At 72.0% G+C, this 17,298-nt stretch carries 13 protein-coding genes and 1 pseudogene; 7 read left to right on the top strand and 7 right to left on the bottom strand.

Going from position 1 to position 17,298, the window contains the following annotated elements:
- Window positions 1-88: 88 nt before the first annotated feature.
- Window positions 89-976, bottom strand: a complete 888-nt coding sequence (locus ACIRB4_RS30500; RefSeq protein WP_403295715.1) for an SDR family oxidoreductase — start codon at window positions 974-976, stop codon at window positions 89-91.
- 458 nt (window positions 977-1,434) lie between these two features.
- On the opposite strand from ACIRB4_RS30500, the gene ACIRB4_RS30495 reads away from it, so the two are divergent.
- Complete coding sequence (locus tag ACIRB4_RS30495) at window positions 1,435-2,943, top strand: SulP family inorganic anion transporter (RefSeq protein WP_403295713.1); 1,509 nt, start codon at window positions 1,435-1,437, stop codon at window positions 2,941-2,943.
- 54 nt (window positions 2,944-2,997) lie between these two features.
- Here the strand turns inward: ACIRB4_RS30495 and ACIRB4_RS30490 are convergent, their stop codons facing one another.
- The gene (locus tag ACIRB4_RS30490) at window positions 2,998-3,483 is read right to left on the bottom strand and encodes a flavin reductase family protein (protein WP_403295750.1); all 486 of its coding nucleotides are present in this window, start codon (window positions 3,481-3,483) and stop codon (window positions 2,998-3,000) included.
- Window positions 3,484-3,790: 307 nt separating this feature from the next.
- On the opposite strand from ACIRB4_RS30490, the gene ACIRB4_RS30485 reads away from it, so the two are divergent.
- The 4 genes and pseudogenes from ACIRB4_RS30485 to ACIRB4_RS30470 form a co-directional block, all read left to right on the top strand.
- Window positions 3,791-5,227, top strand: coding sequence for an FAD-dependent oxidoreductase (locus ACIRB4_RS30485; RefSeq protein WP_403295712.1), 1,437 nt, complete (start codon window positions 3,791-3,793; stop codon window positions 5,225-5,227).
- On the top strand, window positions 5,224-5,433 hold the full coding sequence (locus tag ACIRB4_RS30480) for a hypothetical protein (protein ID WP_403295710.1): 210 nt from the start codon (window positions 5,224-5,226) through the stop codon (window positions 5,431-5,433). The genes ACIRB4_RS30485 and ACIRB4_RS30480 overlap by 4 nt, the downstream gene beginning before the upstream one ends.
- A gap of 85 nt (window positions 5,434-5,518) precedes the next feature.
- Window positions 5,519-6,160, top strand: coding sequence for a gamma carbonic anhydrase family protein (locus tag ACIRB4_RS30475; RefSeq protein WP_403295709.1), 642 nt, complete (start codon window positions 5,519-5,521; stop codon window positions 6,158-6,160).
- Between the two features lie 12 nt (window positions 6,161-6,172).
- A pseudogene (locus ACIRB4_RS30470) lies at window positions 6,173-6,307 on the top strand (IS630 family transposase); the annotation flags it as partial.
- A 7-nt stretch (window positions 6,308-6,314) separates the two neighbouring features.
- On the opposite strand, the gene ACIRB4_RS30465 reads toward ACIRB4_RS30470, so the two are convergent.
- From ACIRB4_RS30465 to ACIRB4_RS30450, 4 genes are all read right to left on the bottom strand, one after another.
- Window positions 6,315-7,385: an enoyl-CoA hydratase/isomerase family protein gene (locus tag ACIRB4_RS30465; RefSeq protein WP_403295708.1), complete on the bottom strand. Its 1,071-nt coding sequence runs from the start codon at window positions 7,383-7,385 to the stop codon at window positions 6,315-6,317.
- Between the two features lie 131 nt (window positions 7,386-7,516).
- Window positions 7,517-9,703, bottom strand: coding sequence for a SpoIIE family protein phosphatase (locus ACIRB4_RS30460; protein ID WP_403295706.1), 2,187 nt, complete (start codon window positions 9,701-9,703; stop codon window positions 7,517-7,519).
- A gap of 99 nt (window positions 9,704-9,802) precedes the next feature.
- Window positions 9,803-10,891 carry a magnesium and cobalt transport protein CorA gene (locus ACIRB4_RS30455; protein ID WP_403295704.1) on the bottom strand — a complete coding sequence of 363 codons (1,089 nt, stop codon included), beginning with the start codon at window positions 10,889-10,891 and terminating at the stop codon, window positions 9,803-9,805.
- Between the two features lie 126 nt (window positions 10,892-11,017).
- On the bottom strand, window positions 11,018-13,318 hold the full coding sequence (locus ACIRB4_RS30450) for a collagenase (protein ID WP_403295702.1): 2,301 nt from the start codon (window positions 13,316-13,318) through the stop codon (window positions 11,018-11,020).
- A gap of 317 nt (window positions 13,319-13,635) precedes the next feature.
- On the opposite strand from ACIRB4_RS30450, the gene ACIRB4_RS30445 reads away from it, so the two are divergent.
- A complete protein-coding gene (locus tag ACIRB4_RS30445; RefSeq protein ID WP_403295701.1) occupies window positions 13,636-15,027 on the top strand; it encodes a serine hydrolase domain-containing protein in 1,392 nt (463 codons plus the stop codon).
- Between the two features lie 10 nt (window positions 15,028-15,037).
- Here ACIRB4_RS30445 and ACIRB4_RS30440 read toward each other — a convergent pair whose 3' ends face one another.
- Entirely contained in the window at window positions 15,038-15,958 is a 921-nt protein-coding gene (locus ACIRB4_RS30440) for a carbohydrate kinase family protein (protein ID WP_403295699.1), read from the bottom strand.
- A 198-nt stretch (window positions 15,959-16,156) separates the two neighbouring features.
- Here ACIRB4_RS30440 and ACIRB4_RS30435 point away from each other — a divergent pair, with 198 nt between their 5' ends.
- Entirely contained in the window at window positions 16,157-17,254 is a 1,098-nt protein-coding gene (locus tag ACIRB4_RS30435) for a chemotaxis protein (RefSeq protein WP_403295698.1), read from the top strand.
- The last annotated feature ends 44 nt before the right edge of the window (window positions 17,255-17,298 follow it).

Raw genomic sequence — 17,298 nt, 5'->3', positions numbered from 1 at the left:
GACTTTCCGGACACGACCGAGGGCCATCCCGTGGGGGGACGTGGCTCGCCTTCCCCCTTATCGGCACTTCACACCCGGGCGTTTCCCGTCAGGGCAGCGGGGTGCCACCGGTCGCGTTGACGATCTCGCCGGTGATGTAGCTCGCCTGCGGGGAGGCGAGGAAGACGTAGGCGGGAGCCATCTCCACGGGCTGGGCCGGCCGGCCGAGGGGCGACTGCTTGCCGAATTCGACGGTGTCGGGGAGGGTCGCCGGGATCAGGGGGGTCCACACGGGTCCGGGGGCCACGGCGTTGACCCGGATGCCGTCGGGGGCGAGCATCTGGGCGAGTCCCTGGGTGAACGTCACGATGGCGCCCTTGGTCATCGCGTAGTCGAGCAGATGCGGGCTGGGCTGGTAGGCCTGGACCGAGGTGGAGTTGATGACGACGCCGCCCTTGGGCATGTGGGGCAGGGACATCTTCGTCAGCCAGAACATGCCGTAGAGATTGGTCCGCAGGACGCGGTCGAACTGTTCGGTCGTGATGGCCTGGATGCCGTCGGGCTGGGACATCTGATAGGCCGCGTTGTTGACGAGGATGTCGATGCGGCCCAGTTCCTCGACGGCGCGCGTGACGAGCTCCGCGCACTGGCCCTCCTCGCGGATGTCGCATTGCACGGCCACCGCCTTGCGGCCCGCGTCCTCGACGAGCCGCTGTGTCTCCTCCGCCTCGGACCGCTCCTCCGGGAGATGGGTGAAGACGATGTCGGCGCCTTCGCGCGCGAAGGCGAGGGCCACGGCCCGGCCGATGCCGGAATCGGCGCCGGTGATGAGCGCCTTGCGGTCATAGAGCAGGGCGTGGCCGTGGTAACTCGTCTCGCCGTGGTCGGGCGGCGGGTCCATCGGCCCGGTCCATCCGGGATAGTCCTGGTCCTGGGCGGGGAATTCCGGCCGCGGGTAGCGCTCGGCCGGATTCGGTTCTGCGTCACGGTGCTCCATCGCCACACCTTCCCGAGAGGGGCTTATCAGCTGATACGGGACGCATGCCCCTCGCTCACCGCCCGAATCCCCGGGTTCCTCCGACTGCCACGGCGGCCCCCACCGGCGAGTGAGGGGCGGTCGGCGGGTACAGTGGTGAGGGCCTGGGGCGGCTCACCGCCGCCCCGCCTCAGTCGATCGCCGGGTCCGAAGACGTCCCCGGTCAGGATCCGATTCTTCCCGGGAGAGAGCGTGCGCGAGCCGACGCGGCCCCGCGCCGCCGCCTGTCCGCCGTGACCTCGCGCCCCCGGACATGAGCCCGGCGCCGGCCCACGCCGCCGCCCCGCTCCGTCTCCTCTGACCTCCGGCCCGTCGTAGCGGGCCGTTCGCGGGGTGCCGGCCCGGCCTTCCGCGTCTTCCCGTGCGCCCCGGCCTGCCCGGAGCGGGGCGCGCCCGAGCACGACAGGTCCTTCGCTCCTTTGTCATCCTCCGCTGCCCCCGCCTCTCCCGTCGGCCGCCTGCGCGGCCTGCGCCCCGCGTGGCTGAACGATCCGAAGGTCTGGCGTACCGAGGTACTGGCCGGCCTGGTGGTCGCCCTCGCGCTGATCCCCGAGGCGATCTCGTTCTCGATCATCGCCGGTGTCGACCCGGCGATCGGACTCTTCGCCTCCTTCACCATGGCCGTCGTGATCTCCGTCGTCGGCGGCCGGCGGGCGATGATCTCCGCCGCCACCGGTGCCGTCGCCCTCGTCATCGCACCGCTGAACCGCGAGCACGGCCTCGGTCACCTGATCGCCGCCGTCATCCTCGCCGGTGTCTTCCAGATCGTCCTGGGCGCGCTCGGCGTGGCGAAGCTGATGCGGTTCATCCCCCGCTCCGTGATGGTCGGCTTCGTCAACTCCCTCGCGATCCTGGTCTTCATGGCGCAGATCCCCGAGATGCGGGACGTCCCCTGGGCGGTGTATCCGCTGATCATCGGCGGGCTGGCCCTGATGGTGTTCTTCCCGAAGATCACTACTGTGGTACCGGCTCCGCTGGTCTCCATCGTCATCCTGACCGTGATCACCCTCGCGGCCGGAATCGCGGTGCCGACGGTCGGCGACAAGGGCGCCCTGCCGTCGTCCCTGCCGGTGCCGGGGCTGCCGGACGTGCCGTTCACCCTGGACACGCTGACGACGATCGCGCCGTACGCCTTCGCGATGGCGCTGGTCGGCCTGATGGAGTCGCTGATGACGGCGAAGCTGGTCGACGAGATCACCGACTCCCACTCCAGCAAGACCCGGGAGTCCGTCGGGCAGGGCGTCGCCAATATCGTGACCGGCTTCTTCGGCGGTATGGGCGGCTGCGCGATGATCGGCCAGACCATGATCAATGTGAAGGTCTCCGGTGCCCGCACCCGGCTCTCCACCTTCCTCGCCGGCGCGTTCCTGATGGTCCTGTGCATCGTCTTCGGCCCGATCGTCTCCGACATCCCCATGGCCGCGCTCGTCGCCGTGATGATCATGGTGTCGTTCGCCACCTTCGACTGGCACTCCATCGCCCCGAAGACGCTGAAGCGGATGCCGGCGGGCGAGATCGTCGTCATGCTCGCCACGGTCGCGGTCGTGGTCACCACCCACAACCTCGCCATCGGCGTCGTCGTCGGCTCGGTCACCGCCATGGTCATCTTCGCCAAGCGGGTCGCCCATCTCGCCGAGGTCGCCTCCGTGACCGATCCGGACGGGACCACCGCGGTCTACCGGGTCACCGGACAGCTGTTCTTCGCCTCCTCCAACGACCTGGTCGGACAGTTCGACTACGTGAACGACCCCGACAAGGTCGTCATCGACCTGAGCGCCGCCCGGGTCTGGGACGCCTCTTCCGTCGCGGCGCTCGATGCCATCGAGACGAAGTACGGCCGGTACGGCAAGACGGTCGAGATCACCGGCCTGGACGACCGCAGCGCGCAGCTGCACGGCAGGCTCAGCGGGGAGCTGACGAACCACTGAGGAAGGGGGTGCGGTCGGCACCCCGTGCGCGGGCGGTGACGGTACGGGCCGGTCTCAGGCCGGGTGCCCGGGTGAGAAGTGCTCGACGTCGCTCAGGCGGAGGAGCCCGGGGCGTGCGGCATCGGCGACATCGTCCGGGTCAGCGGAGTCATCGGCATCGGCGGAGCCTTCGGTGACCGGTGCGAGCAGGAAACCGACGTGGTCCCCGCCCTCGAACCGGTCCAGCACCCTGCCGACGAACCACGCCCGGGCGCCACGCAGCACGGGCGCGCCGCCCGGCCCGGGCCGCCAGTCGACCTCGGCGAACTTGTCGGTGTCGTCCCCCGTCCGCTCCCCGAACCACCGCGCCAGGTCGCTCCGCGCCCGGCTCAGCACGTGGACGCCCAGGTGGGAGGCGCGGCAGGCGGCCCGGTACGTACGGTTCTCCCGCGACAGCCAGACCACGAACCGCGCCGGGCCGATCGAGCACTGCGAGGCGAAGCCGACGAGGCAGCCGTCGAGCTCGCCGTCCTCCTCCCCCGCCGCCGTCACCACGTACATCGGGTAGTCGAGCAGCGCCGTGAAGGCGTCCAGGTCGGGTGCGGCCGGGGAGCCGGCGTCGGGTCGTGTCTCCACGGAACGCGGATGCCCCGAACCCCGGAGCGTATCCCCGCCCCGGTCGGGTTCCCGGCGGATCGCGGAAGGACCACGCTGTGCACGGCGGTGTGCGCCCGGTGAGGGGCGCCTCGGCCGCTCGCGCATAGTCCCGGGCGGCGCGGGAAGGCGCCGGAGGCGAGACACCGAGCGACGGACATGTCACGCCACGGCCGACGTCGAAGGACTCACCGCGCGACAGGGGCTTCCCACCATGCCGAGCACGATGACCGACCGGTCCTACTGGACCCTCAGCGCCCCCGCCGAGGGCCGTCCCGCACTCCAGGACGACCTCACGACCGACGTGGTCGTCATCGGCGGCGGCATCGTCGGCCTGTGCACCGCCCATGAACTCGTCCTCGCCGGCCGCACCGTCGTACTCCTCGAAGCCGATCGCATCGCCCAGGGGGTCACGGGCAGCACCACGGGCAAGCTCACCGCGCTGCACGGCCTCACCTACGCCCGGCTCCGCGACACCCACGGCAAGGACGCCGCCGAACTGTACGCGCTCTCCCAGCAGGAGGCGCTCCGTCAGGTGGCTGACCTCTGCGCCGAGCTGGGCATCGACGGCGAGCTCGAACGCGCCCCCGCGTTCACCTACGTCACCGACGCTCGGCGGGCGGAGGAGGTCAGGGCGGAGGCGACCGCCGCGCGGGAGGCGGGCCTCGAAGCCTCGTACGTCACCGAGACGGATCTCCCCTTCCCCGTCGCCGCCGCCGTCCGTGTGGAGGACCAATTCCTCTTCCACCCCCGCAAGTTCCTCCTGGGGATCGCCGAGGACATCCTCGCGCGGGGCGGTGCGATCCACGAGCACACCCGGGTGACGCGCGTGCGGGAGCTGGCCGACTGCCGGCTCACCACCGACACGGGTGCCACGGTCCACGCCCGCGACGTGGTCGTCGCCACGAACTATCCGGTGACCCTCCACGCGTCGGTCATGGCCAGGCTCTCCGTGCTGCGGGAGCTGGTGGTGGCAGCGCCGGTCGACGCGGCCAAGGCGCCGTCGGGCATGTACCTCACCCCCGAGGACCGTACGCGTTCGGTGCGCACCGCCCCCTACGGCGAGGGGCGCCGGTTGCTCATCGTCACCGGCGAGGCGTTCGAGCCGGGCGCCGGCCACGTCGAGGAGCGGTACGGCCGGCTCGTTTCCTGGGCCTGTGAGCACCTGCCCGGGTTCGCCGACGCGGAGACCGGATACCGGTGGGCGGCGCAGGACGTGCGGTCCGGTGACCACCTCCCGTACGTGGGGCACGAACACCCGGACACCCAGCATGTCTACGTGGCCACCGGCTTCGGCGGCTGGGGCATGAGCAACGGCGTGATGGCGGGCCGCCTGCTGGCCGCGCACATCCGCGGCGGACCCCGGCCCGCCTGGACCGATCTCTTCGACCCACGCCGCCACCTTCCGCTGAGGGACGTGCCCGCCGTCGCCAGGGCCCAGGCCACGGTGGCCCGGCACTATGTCGCGGGCCGCTCCCACCTGCGGTGTACGCACATGGGGTGCGAGCTCGGTTTCAACGACGCGGAGCAGACCTGGGAGTGCCCCTGCCACGGCTCACGCTTCGCGGCCGACGGGAGCGTGCTCCAGGGGCCGGCGACCCGGCCGCTGGAGACGCACGACGACGAGTACCAGGACGGAGTACCAGGATGAAACGAGGCGACGCCATGACCGACCGGACCAGCGACCAGGAACCCGAGAACCCCGGCCCCACGCCGTCCGAGCCCGATCCGGTCCCCCGCGACCCGCGGCCCGCCGAGCCGTCGGAGACGCCCCCGACCACGACCCCGGAATCCGACCCGGGCCCCGACCCCGGCCCCGGCCCCGGTGACAAGCCGGTACCGGAACCCCCGGACTAGGGCCGTATCAGCCGAGGATGGCCCGGCGAACGCGATGTCGGAAATCCGCCAGCATGCTCGCGGTCGGTCGGGCGAGAATCCGCTCATGATCGCTGACACGCAGGGAATCCGCATCCGGCACCGCGGGTGTGAACCGCAGGTCCATCCCACCGCCTACGTCGCCCCGACGGCCACGCTCGTCGGTGATGTCCGTGTGGGGCCGAGGGCGCGGGTGATGTACGGTGCGGTGCTCGATGCCGAGGGGTCCCGGATCGAGGTCGGGGAGGCGGCGGTGATCTGCGAGAACGCGGTGCTGCGCGGGTCTGCGGTCGCCGGCGATCAGCCGGTGCTTGTCGGCGACCACGTCTTCGTGGGGCCGCATGCCACGCTGCTGGGCTGCGAGGTCGGCAGGTGCGCCTATGTGGCGACCGCGGCGACGGTCCTGCAGTGCGCACGGTTGGGGGCCGGCTCGGTTGTCGCTGTCGGCGCGCTCGTCCATGCGCGCACCGTTCTGCCGGACGAGTACTTCGTGCCGCCGCACACCGTGGCGCTCGACGCGCCGGTGCGGCTGCTGGCGCCTGGCGATCCGGGCCTGGCCGAGGCCGTCAGGCGGGTGGGCTTCGCGCGGGTGGCGTTCGGCGTCGACGCGGAGTGGACCGAACGGATCAGCCGGTACGAGCACATCGCGGAGGTGCGCGTCGCCGAGTTCGGCACGCACGCGGACGACGAGGTTCTGAATTCCGGCTAGCGCCACCTTGTGTTCACCCTCGACGGCACCGACCACGCCCGCCACAAGGAGCAGGGCAGCGTGATCCGCCGCTACATCATCTGGCGAAACCGCCCTGTCGACGACCGGCGCCTGCGCGCGGTCGTCGACAGGGCGGACGTCGCCTGATGCGGCACTAGGAGGCCGGTGTGCCCGCCGCCAGGCCCAGGTCTCCGGTGCGCGGCGGGGCGAACCAGCGGGCCACGGCCTCGTCGGTCACCGCGGAGAGCTCGGACGGGAACCAGCGGGGGTCGCGGTCCTTGTCCACCACCTGCGCGCGGATGCCCTCGACGAGGTCGTGGGAGGAGAGGGCGGCGCAGGAGAGCCGGAACTCCATGTCGAGGACGGACTCCAGGGAGTCGAGCCGCCGGGCGCGGCGGAGAGCGGCGAGGGTGGCCTTGAGCGCGGTCGGCGACCTGCCGAGGAGCGTCGTGGCGGCCTCCTTCGCCTCCGGTGCTCCGAAGTCGAGGAGCCGGTCGATCACGGTCTCGACCGTGTCCGCCGCGTAGCAGGCGTCGATCCACTCCCGCTGAGCGGCCAGCTCGCCGGCGTAGGCCTCCGGGGTCCGGGCGAAGCCCGGCACCACCTCGTGCGCGGGCGCGCGGGTGAGTTCCGCCGCCAGCCGGGGCAGGTCCTCCGACCGTACGACGTGGTCCGCCAGGCCGGTCAGCAGCGCGTCCGCCGCGCCGACGGGGGTGCCGGTGAGGGCGAGGTGGGTGCCGAGTTCCCCCGGCGTCCGGCTCAGCAGATACGTTCCGCCGACGTCGGGCACGAAGCCGATGCCCGTCTCCGGCATGGCCACCCGGGAGCGCTCGGTGACGATCCGGACGGATCCGTGGGCCGAGACGCCGACTCCGCCGCCCATCACGATCCCGTCCATGAACGCGACGTACGGCTTGCGGAAGCGGGCGATCCGGGCGTTCAGGCGGTACTCGTCGCGCCAGAAGCCGGGCGAGGCGGAGCCGCCGGCGCGGGCGTCGTCGTGGATGGCCCGGATGTCGCCGCCCGCGCACAGTCCCCGTTCCCCCGCGCCGTCGATGACGACGGTCTCGACGGCGGGGTCGCGTTCCCACGCGGTCAGCGCCTCGTCGATGCGCAACACCATGGGGTGGGTGAGCGCGTTGATGGCCCGCGGCCGGTTCAGGGTGATGAAGCCGGCACGCCCTTCGGTACGCAGCAGCACGTGCGGCTCGTCGGTCGCCGTCATCGTGAACGCTCCATAGAGCGGGGGGCGTCGAAGAGTCCCATGATCCGGTTGCTTCCTTCCGAACGATCTTCCGACCACCGTAGCCGCTGCGAGGTGTCCGGCGCCGGGACGTGGGAGAACCGGGCAACCGGCTACAGCGTCGCGCGCTCGGCGATCTCCGCCCAGACCGTCTTGTCTCCGGCCGAGTACCGCACGCCCCAGCTCTCGGTCAGGCTCGCGCAGATGTGGAGTCCGCGTCCGCCCTCGTCGCTCGCCTTGGCATGGCGCAGGTTCGGGGCGGTCAGGGCACTGTCGGTCACCTCGCAGGTGAGCGTGTGCTCGCCCCTGATCAGGCGCAGGGTGATGGGCGCGGAACCGTAGCGGACGGCGTTGGTGAGGAGTTCGCTGACGACGAGTTCCACGACGAACGGATCGACCGGTGAGCGCCACTCCTTCAGGCGCCGGTCGACGTCGTGGCGGGCGCGGCCGACGGCCGAGGCGTCGGCGGGGACGTCCCACTGCGCCAGCTCCGACTCGGGGAGGCGCCGCGTCCGGGCGACGAGGAGCACCGCGTCCGGAGGCAGGAGTCTCTCGACGTCGTCGGCCATGCGTTCGGGGCTCCGCTCCGGGTGGGCGAGCGCCTCCGCGAGGACTTCGGTCGAGCGGCTGGTCCCCGGTGCCGCGTCGTCGGAGGCCAGGCACAGCGTGCTGCCCGGCGGGAGTGTGAGCTCGGCACAGGCGAAAGGGGGGCCGCCGGCGCCCAGCAGGGGCCCGGCGGTCACCGGTGCGGGGTCGATCGTCCCGTCCGGGCGGACGACGCCGAGGAGCGACGACCCCGCCCGGGCGACGTCGATCCGCCCGGTGACCGGGTCGTGGACCACGAAGGTGCAGCGGGCCGTGGGCTCCTCGATGCCGGGCACCTTGCCCTGCTCCTGGGCGAGCCGGAGGGTCGTGGTGTGGAGCCTGGCGAGCAGTTCGTGGGGATCGAGGTCGAGCGTGGTCAGGCTGTGCACGGCCGTTCTGAGCTGGCTCATGGTCGCCACGGCGCTGATGCCCGGCTGTTCGACCTGTCCCACGACGAGCGCCACCCGGGCGCCGGGCAGCGGGATCACGTCGAACCACGAACCGGCGCCGGTGCCGCCGGGCCGGTGCCGCTGTGCGACCTCGAGGGCGCTCCGGGTCGCCTTCGCCGGTCGCAGGGGCCAGCCCTGCAGAGCGGTCATGACGATGTGTTCGCGGGTGAAGCGGAGGGCGTTCTCCAGGCAGGTCGCCGTATGGGCGGCGATTCCGTCGGCGAGTGCCAGGTCGTCGTGGTCGAACGGCTCCGTGGCGGAGGGCCGCTGAAAGGCGACGACGCCGAAGATCTGGCCGCGTACGGTGAGCGGAGCCACCAGCGTGGAGTGGTCGGGGTGGTCGGGCTCCGGGGGCAGCAGGGCCGGTCGTTCGGGCAGGGTGTCGCCGAAGAGGCCGGGGAGCAGGACCGAGCCGACCTTGGGTGTCCCGCCGGCGTACTGTCCCGCCGACGCCGCGCAGCGCAGCAGGGGCAGGCCCTCCTTCGGCAGGAGTTCGGGGTCCTCGCCGCGCAGGACGGCGTCCGTCAGGGCGACGAGCACGGAGCCGGCGAACGCCGGGACCGTCACGTCGACCAGCTCCCGCGCCGTACGCAGCACGTCCAGGCTGCGGCCGATCCTCTCGTGGGCGGCGTGCAGCAGGCGCAGCCGGGACTGTGCGCCTTCCCGCTCGGTGACGTCCACGGCGGTCGCCACCACGCCGAGGGGCCGGCCGGACCGGTCCTGGATCCGGTAGGCGGAGGTCGAGAAGACGTGCTCGCGGTGCGGGTCGGTGGGGGGACGGCCGCGTACGAGGACGCCGCGGCGCGGGCGCCCCGTGGCCAGGACCTCGCGCAGGACGCTCTCGGTGATGTCGGGGCTGTACCGTTCGTACGCCTCGGTGACGGGGCGGCCCAGGATTCGGTCCTCGGGCAGCCCGCGCATGCCGACGGCCACGGTGTTCACGCGCAGGACCCGGAGGTCCGGGTCGAGTACGTGCAGTCCCACGGAGGACTGGGTGAAGACGGCGTCGAGGACGGCCTGGTCGAGCCCGCCGGAGTCCTCGTCCGGCCCGGTGGCCCACACGCCCCAGTCGGGCCCGTCGGACCCGGGCGACAGGGGACCGACGCGCCAGCCGCCGAGGGACGAGGCGCCGGACAGCACCTCCATCGCGGGTCTGCCCACGGCGTCCTGTGCCGGGTACCCGAACAGTCCGGCGGCGCTCGCGCTCCAGCGCAGCACCAGCCCACGACCGTCCATGACGAAAAGCGGCGCCTGGGATCGCGGCATGGACACCTCGTCTCGGATGATCCCCTCGACTCTGCCATCCCACCCGGGGGGCCGCCATTTCACCGCACCCCTCCGGTGGGCGGGCGTGACCCGCGTCGCTCAGAGCCAGCCGTTGCGCCGGAAGCTGCGGTGGAGCAGGAGACAGGCCACGACCGTCACCCCCACGACGAGCGGGTAGCCGTAGGTCCAGCGCAGTTCCGGCATGTGCTCGAAGTTCATGCCGTACACACCGCACACCATCGTGGGTACGGCGATGATCGCCGCCCAGGCCGTGATCTTGCGCATGTCCTCGTTCTGGGCGACCGTCACCTGCGCGAGGTGGGCCTGGAGGATGGAGTCCAGGAGGGTGTCGAACGACGTGATCTGCTCGGTGACCCGCGACAGGTGGTCGCCGACGTCACGGAAGTACGGCTGGATGTCCGGGCCGATCAGGGGCAGCGGCCGGGCGGCCAGCGTCTGCAGCGGGCGGTCCAGCGGGGTCACGGCCCGCTTCAGTTCGAGGAGTTCCCGCTTGAGCTGGTAGACGCGGCCGGCGTCGCCGCGTGAGGCCTGCTCGCTGAAGACGGCGGTCTCGACGGCGTCGATGTCGTTCTGCACGGCGTCGGCCACGGCCAGGTAGTCGTCCACCACATGGTCGGCTATGGCGTGCAGGACCGCAGCGGGCCCCTTGGCGAGCTGCTCGGGGTCGGACTCCAGGGCCTCCCTCAGGGGGCCGAGCGAGCCATGGCGGCCGTGCCGGACCGTGATGACGAAGTCGGCGCCGGTGAAGACCATCAGCTCACCGGTGTCCACGACCTCGCTGGTGGCCGTGAGCTCCTCGTGCTCGACGTAGCGGACCGTCTTGAACACGGCGAACAGCGTCTCGTCGTACCGTTCGAGCTTGGGCCGCTGATGGGCGTGGACCGCGTCCTCGACGGCCAGGGGGTGCAGACCGAACAACTCCGCGAGCTCGGCGAACTCCTCGACGGACGGCTCGTGCAGCCCGATCCAGACGAACCCGTCACCCGACTTGCGGACCCGCCGCACCGCCTCGGGCGCCGGGCAGGCACCCTGCTGCCGCGCGCCGTCCTCGTACAGGACGCAGTTGACCACCGAGCTGCCCAGCGGCGAGCGCGCGGGGTGGCTGAGGTCGACGGTCCGCCGGTAGGCACGTCGGACGGTGCGCCGGATGTTGCGGATGAGCGGCACGGTGGACTCTCCTCGGGACGATCGGCAGCCAGTGTGCCATCGAACGGTGGCGGCCCGGGAGGCGACGGAGGGAGGCGGACGAGTCCGCCTCCCTCCGGGGTGTGGGCCCTTCCGCCCGCGGTCGGTTCAGCTGCGGAGCGGTCCTTCGCAGGTGTACGGAGAGGTGCCGGCCCGGCCGCTCCGCCAGATCTCGACGGCGCCGAAGGAGCAGTTCATGTCGGCGAGGTTGGTGGAGCCGGTAGCGGCCCGGTCGAGCAGGAAGTAGTCGACCGTCTCGGACATGTCCCGGAAGACCTGGTCCGGGCTCGCGGCGTCGCTGAGGTTGGCGGTGATCATTCCCGTGCAGATGAAGCGCCGCATGGCCGGATCGCCGTTCTCCACACACCGCGGCGTGCTGTACGTGGCCTCGGCGAACGAGGTGCGCACCGCGGCGGCGGTGGTGTCGCGCAGCCGCTCGTTGGGCGTGTAGGTGGTGTTCGGTACGAACAGCTCGTCGACCTTGGCGATCTGCGCGTCGAGGAACGCGTCGTAGGAGCGCTGGAGCGCGGCGTCGCGCCCGAGCCGCTGACGCCAGGCGTCGAACGCCGCCGGGTCGTCGGCGCGCAGGTGCCCGTACATCTCCCGCAGGGTCGCGGGCCGTTGGATCCAGAGGAACTCGAAGAACGTGCCGGCGTACGCGTAGAAGCGGAATCCGTCCCCGGCGTAGGTGGCGTGCAGGAGCTGGTCGACCGTCATCCGGGGGCCGCCCCGCGCCGTGTCGGCGATGACGCTCTGGACCAGGGACTTGCGGACGGCGATTCCGTCGTCGCGGGTGGCTCCGTCGAAGAACTCGGCGGTGCCCTCGTCCATCGCGGTGGTGCGGTCGTCCTCGTACCAGCTGCCTTCTCCGAAGAAGCCGGGCACGGCGAAGCGGCCGTTGAGGTAGTGCACGTACTCGTGCCGGAAGAGCTCCTCCAGCGTGAGGCGGGAGTCCTGCGGGACGCGCCGCTGGTAGGTGTAGAACGTGGCGCCGCGCTCGATGTAGATGCCGCCGTTGTCGGTGTCCATGCCGGTGAGGATGGGGTGGTAGTTCTCGTAGTCGGCGCGGGAGGCGTACAGCAGGATGTTCAGGCTGCTGTTGGGGTCGCCGCTCAGCGGCACCTCGGTGCCCAGGACCCGGTGGAACTGCGCCTTGACCTGCTTGGAGGCGTAGTAGAGCTGGTCGACGGTGGCCCGGTCCAGGCCGGTGCGCACCTTGATGGCTCCGTTGTCGTAGCTGTACGTGTGCGGGAAGATCTGCCGCTCGATGTCGGCCTTGCACACGCCGTACGGCCGGCACGCCTCGTAGAAGTTGAGCCAGCCGACCAGTCCGGCCCAGGGCGCGCTGCCCCGGCCGAAGTCGCGTGCGACGGGGTCGAGGAGCGCCCCGAGGTCGGGGACGATGACGTTTCTGAGCCCCTCGATCTGGCCGAAGCGGCCGTACTCGGCGAGGGCGTCACGGACCACCCACGCGTTCGGGGTGTCCTTGAGGTGGACGTGGCCGGCGAACCGCTTGAAGGCCTCGCGGTACGCGGAGTCCTGTGCCGCCGCACGGTGGAAGGCGACGTCACGGTTGCCGGGGTACACGCCCAGGTAGTTCACGGAGAGCGCGGCGAGGGCGGCGTTGCCCCAGGCGGGGTCGCGGTGCTGGGCCGGGTGGGACGCGTCCATGGTGGCCAGGACCCGTCCGATGAGCCCGAGTTGGTGCGAGCGCAGGCCGGGGGCGCTGCCGGTGTAGAGCGCCTCGCGGAGGGTGTCGGCGTTGGAGCCGGTGACGTCGAAGGTCCGGGGGGCCGCGCCGAAGTCGGCGATGGCACGGCGCAGCACCTCGACGGTCGGGGCGTCCGTGATGTCGATCTCGTCGCGGGAGAAGTCGTGGTACGCGACGGCGTGGAGGTAGGTGAACATCTCCAGGAGGTGGCTGCCGTTGCGGCCGTCGTGGGCGGCGGCGCCCGCGGATATGCGGCGGCCGACGGCCTGGACGTGGGCGTCGGACATGACCGGGGTGAGCCGGGCGTCCCAGGTCCAGATGAGCTCGCGCAGACAGCCGTCGGCGGTGACGGCCGGGTCGGCGAGGAAGTCGGCGAACTGCTCGGGGCCGAGGGTGCTGACCCGGCCCAGGTCGCAGGGGACGGCGCCTCGGAGCCGGCCGCGCTCCGCCGCGGCGCGCCGCGGGGTTCGCACGCCGGGGACGCGGGGCTCCGTCGACTCTCCGGGTCCGATGGTGGGTCGGGGGACCGGGCGCGGTGCCCGGGCGAGCCGTTCGACCTCGTCGTGCGGGCTCGGCTGTCCTGCCGTCGCCGCCACGGCGAGGGGCGCCCGTGCGGCCGGCTCCTGTGCGAGGGCGCTCGGGGCGACGGAGCCGAGCGTCATCGCGGCGAGGGCGGCGGACAGCAGTGATGTGCGCATGGTTCTGAGCTTCAACACCTGCGACTCCTGTGGGGAGGTGGGGAGCGGTGCCTATCAGAGGACGACCCGCGTGGCGGCACAGCACATCAACTCGCCTTCTAATCAAGGGAGTTGACGAGCGCGAGCCACGCGGGACGGTCAGTAAAATAGTAATGTGAAATGGTACTGACAAGCCCCACGCCCGAACCGCCTGACAAATGTCATCGACTTCCCCTGCACGAGATCGTGCCGAGGGAGGAGGCCGGGCGCCGGCGGCGGACGTGAGGATGGTGGTCGGCGCACACCCCGTGCGCCCACCGACGAGACGGGAAGCGTTCATGCCCTCGGTCCACCCCAAGTCCCGCCCCTTACCTCCTCGTTCACGCGCCCGCTGGACCGCCGTCGCCCCGGTCGCCGTCCTGGCCCTCTCCTTGTCGGCGTTGCCCGCTCAGGCCGCCCCGGTGGACACCCGTGCCACCGCCGGCCCCACGTCGGCGGTCGTCTCGTCCACTGCTCCGGCCCTGGACCGCGAGGCCCTGCGCGCGTCGCTGGACGCCTTCCACAAGGCCGGGATGTACGGCGCCTATTCGGCGGTCCGCGACGGGTCCGCCCGGTGGAACGGCGCCACCGGGTTCGCCGACGTCACCACCGAGCGGCCGACGCGCCCGGGCTTCGAGCACCGGATCGGCAGCATCACCAAGACCTTCACCTCCGTCGCCGTCCTCCAGCAGGTCGGCGCCGGGCGCGTCGACCTGGACGCTCCCATCGGCCGCTACCTGCCCGACCTCGTTCCCGGCGAACGCGGACAGCGGGTCACCGTGCGGATGCTGCTGAACCACACCAGCGGGATCGCGGACTACGTCCTGCCCGCCTTCCCGGGCATCCTGGAGAACCCGGGCAAGGTCCTCGACGAGAACCGGCACCGGCAACTGGCCCCGGAGGAGCTGGTCCGGCTGGGACTCGCGGCCCCGCCCGTCGTGGAACGCGGCACCTACGCCTACTCGAACACCAACTACATCCTGGCCGGACTGCTCCTGAAGCGGGTCACGGGCCAGGAGCCCGAGGCGTACATCACCCGCAACGTCATCCGCAAGGCCGGCCTGCGCCACACCTACTTCCCCCGCTCGGCGTACATCCGGGGGCCGCACGCCAAGATGTACGAGTCGATGTTCGGCCTCATCGATCCGCCGCGCGACTACAGCGTGTACGACATGTCATGGGGCGGCACCGCCGGGGCCATGGTCTCGACGATGAGCGACCTCAACGACTTCTACCGCAAGCTGCTCGGCGGCAAGCTGCTCGGCGCCGCCGAACTGCGCGCCATGAAGACGACGGTGCCCACCCACGAGCCGGAGCCGGGCCAGGAGGCGGTGATGCGTTACGGCCTCGGCATCTACACCCTGCGGATGCCGAACGGCGGCTGGTACTGGGGCCATGACGGAGGTGTCTTCGGCGCCGGGACGTGGGCGCTGTCCACGGAGGACGGAAGCCGGCAGGTCGCCATCGGCTACAACCTGATGAAGTACCAGCGCTTCGACGAGCAGGGCCGTCCCCTGCCCGACCCGGTCTCCGACGCCCTGTACCGGTACGTGGACGGTGCCCTGGACCGCTCCGCCGCGCCCGCCGCGTCGGCGCAGCGCCTCGCGCCGCGGGCTCCGGGCGCCCTCCCCCTGGTCGACGGGCTGATCGCCCCCGACCGGGCGCACGGCCGGTCGACGGTCGCGCGCTGAGGGGGCGCGGCTACGAAGCGACGCCCGCCGCCCGCTCCGCCGCCAGCAGGGCGTCCTCGCCGATGAGGGCGGTCGACCCGGGGGCGATGCAGGCGTGGGCACCCGCGACCGCGCCCAGGCGGGCGCAGTCGAACACGTCCCGGCCGGCGAGCCGGCCGTACAGGAAGCCGGAGACGAACGCGTCGCCCGCGCCGTTGGAGTCCACCACCGGGGCGGGCGGGACGGTCGCCGGGATGTGGCGTGGTGTGGAGCCGCCGTCCCGGGTGAGGACGTAGGAGCCGTCGGCGCCGGCCGTGGCGACCACCGTCCGGGCGCGGCCCTCGCGCAGGATCTCCCGCATCAGCGCCTCGACGCCGTCCCCGGCGCCCGCCGCGCTGAGGAACACGAGGTCGGAGCGGAGGGCGAATTCGCGATGGTGGTCGGCCAGTCCGTCCCAGTCGTGCAGGTCGGTGGAGACGGGGACGCCGAGGTCCTCGATGTCGTCGAAGAGGAACCGCGTGAAGTTCATGATGGACAGATGGACATGGCGGGTGCGGCCCAGCCGGGGAAGGTAGAACTCCCTCGGCATCCGCAGGTCGGCCGGGTCGCGGGAGTCGTAGAAGGACATCCGGCGGCCTGTCGCGTCGACCAGGTTGACCGCGCGACGTGTCCCCGCGGGCGAGATCATCGGGACGAACTCCACATCGCCCTCGGCCAGTCGCTCCCGCACCAGCGTGCCGATCCAGTCGTCGCCGATCCAGTCCAGCAGGGCCACGCGCAAGCCGAGGGCCCGCGCCCCGAGGGCGACGTTGCCACCGGTGTGGCCGGCCCACTCCTCGATCGGGCCGACGTGGACCGAGTCGGCGAGCGGGACCGGCAGGGAGTCGACGCGGACGATCGTGTCCACACCGCTGCCGCCGACCACGAGGACGTCGTACGTGTACTGACGCATGAACCTTCCGCCTCTCCGCTCCCGCCGACGCCCAGTATGGCGTCCGACCCCACACGGTTCGCTGCGGCACCGGCCCCCCGCGGGCGCCGGGAAGTTCTGCCTCACGACAGAATCGGACATAGGGTGCTTTTCGTTGACGTGCCGCCGCCCCAGTGAGCACCGCGTGGCGGCCGACCACCTCACGTCGGAAGGGACCCGATGCATCCCGAGATCAGTACCGCCGTCCTCGCACAGCTGCGCGAGCCACGTCCGTACCCGGCATTGTCGCTCGTCATGCCCACGCACCGTCGCGAACCGGACAGAGCCCAGGACGCCGTACGCCTGCGCAACCTCGTCGCCGAGGCCAGGGAGCGCCTCCAGGCGGACCCGGCCGTCACCCGGGAACGCCGCCTCGACGTCATCGGGCAGCTTGACGCGGCCCTCGCCGAGGTCGATCCGGCCCACGCCGGGGACGGCCTGGTCCTCTACGCCGCGCCCGGCGAGCACCACGTATGGTCCCTCGGCCGCGCCGTACCGGAGCGCGTCGTCGTCTCGGACACGTTCCTGACCCGCGGTCTCGTCGCGGCGAGAACGCTCGACCGGCCCTACTGGGTGCTGGTCGTGGCGGCCGACCGGGTCTCCCTGTGGAGCGGCGCCGGCGAGCGGCTGACTGAGCGGCGCGACGACACCTTCCCGGTGACGCGCGGCCTGGCGGAGCCGGACGTGGAACGCGAGGAGCGCGTGGGCGACCTTCCGAGCACGTACCAGGACGAGCGGACACGGCAGTTCCTCCGTGACGCGGACGCGGCGACGGTACTCGCCCTCGACGCCGACCCGCGGCCGCTCTACGTCGTCGGGGACTCCCCCGCCCTCTCGCTCCTCGCCGACGTGGGGACGGTCGCGAAGCACGCGCTGACCACCGTCACCCACGGCGGGCTCGCCGCGGGGCCGGCCGCAGCCGTGCGCGAGGCCGTCGCGCCGGCCGTCGAGGAGCAGGCGCGGCACGAGGTGGAAGCGCTCCTGGGACAGCTGGACCGGGCGCGCAGCCAGAAGACGTTCGCGGGTGGCCTCGACGAGGTGTGGCGCGGCGTGTCGGAGGGCCGCGTGGCGCTGCTGGCGGTGGAGGACACCTTCCAGCCGGCCGTACGCGACCGGGGCGACCATCTGGAGCCGGCCGCGGCGGGCGACGCGGACGCGCGCGAGGACATCGTGGACGAGATCGTGGAGCGGGCCCTGAGCTCCGGTGCCCGGGTGCGGTTCGTGCCGGACGGCACCCTCGCCGCGGAGGGGCGGATCGCGAGCGTGCTGCGCTACTGAAATCCCCCTGCCCGCCCGGGAGAGTTCGCGTCCGTGACCCGAAT

Source organism: Streptomyces sp. NPDC093600, from assembly GCF_044764755.1.
GTDB lineage: Bacteria > Actinomycetota > Actinomycetes > Streptomycetales > Streptomycetaceae > Streptomyces.
Note: the sequence above shows the minus strand (reverse complement) of the source record. Positions and strands in the feature narration are given on the sequence as shown.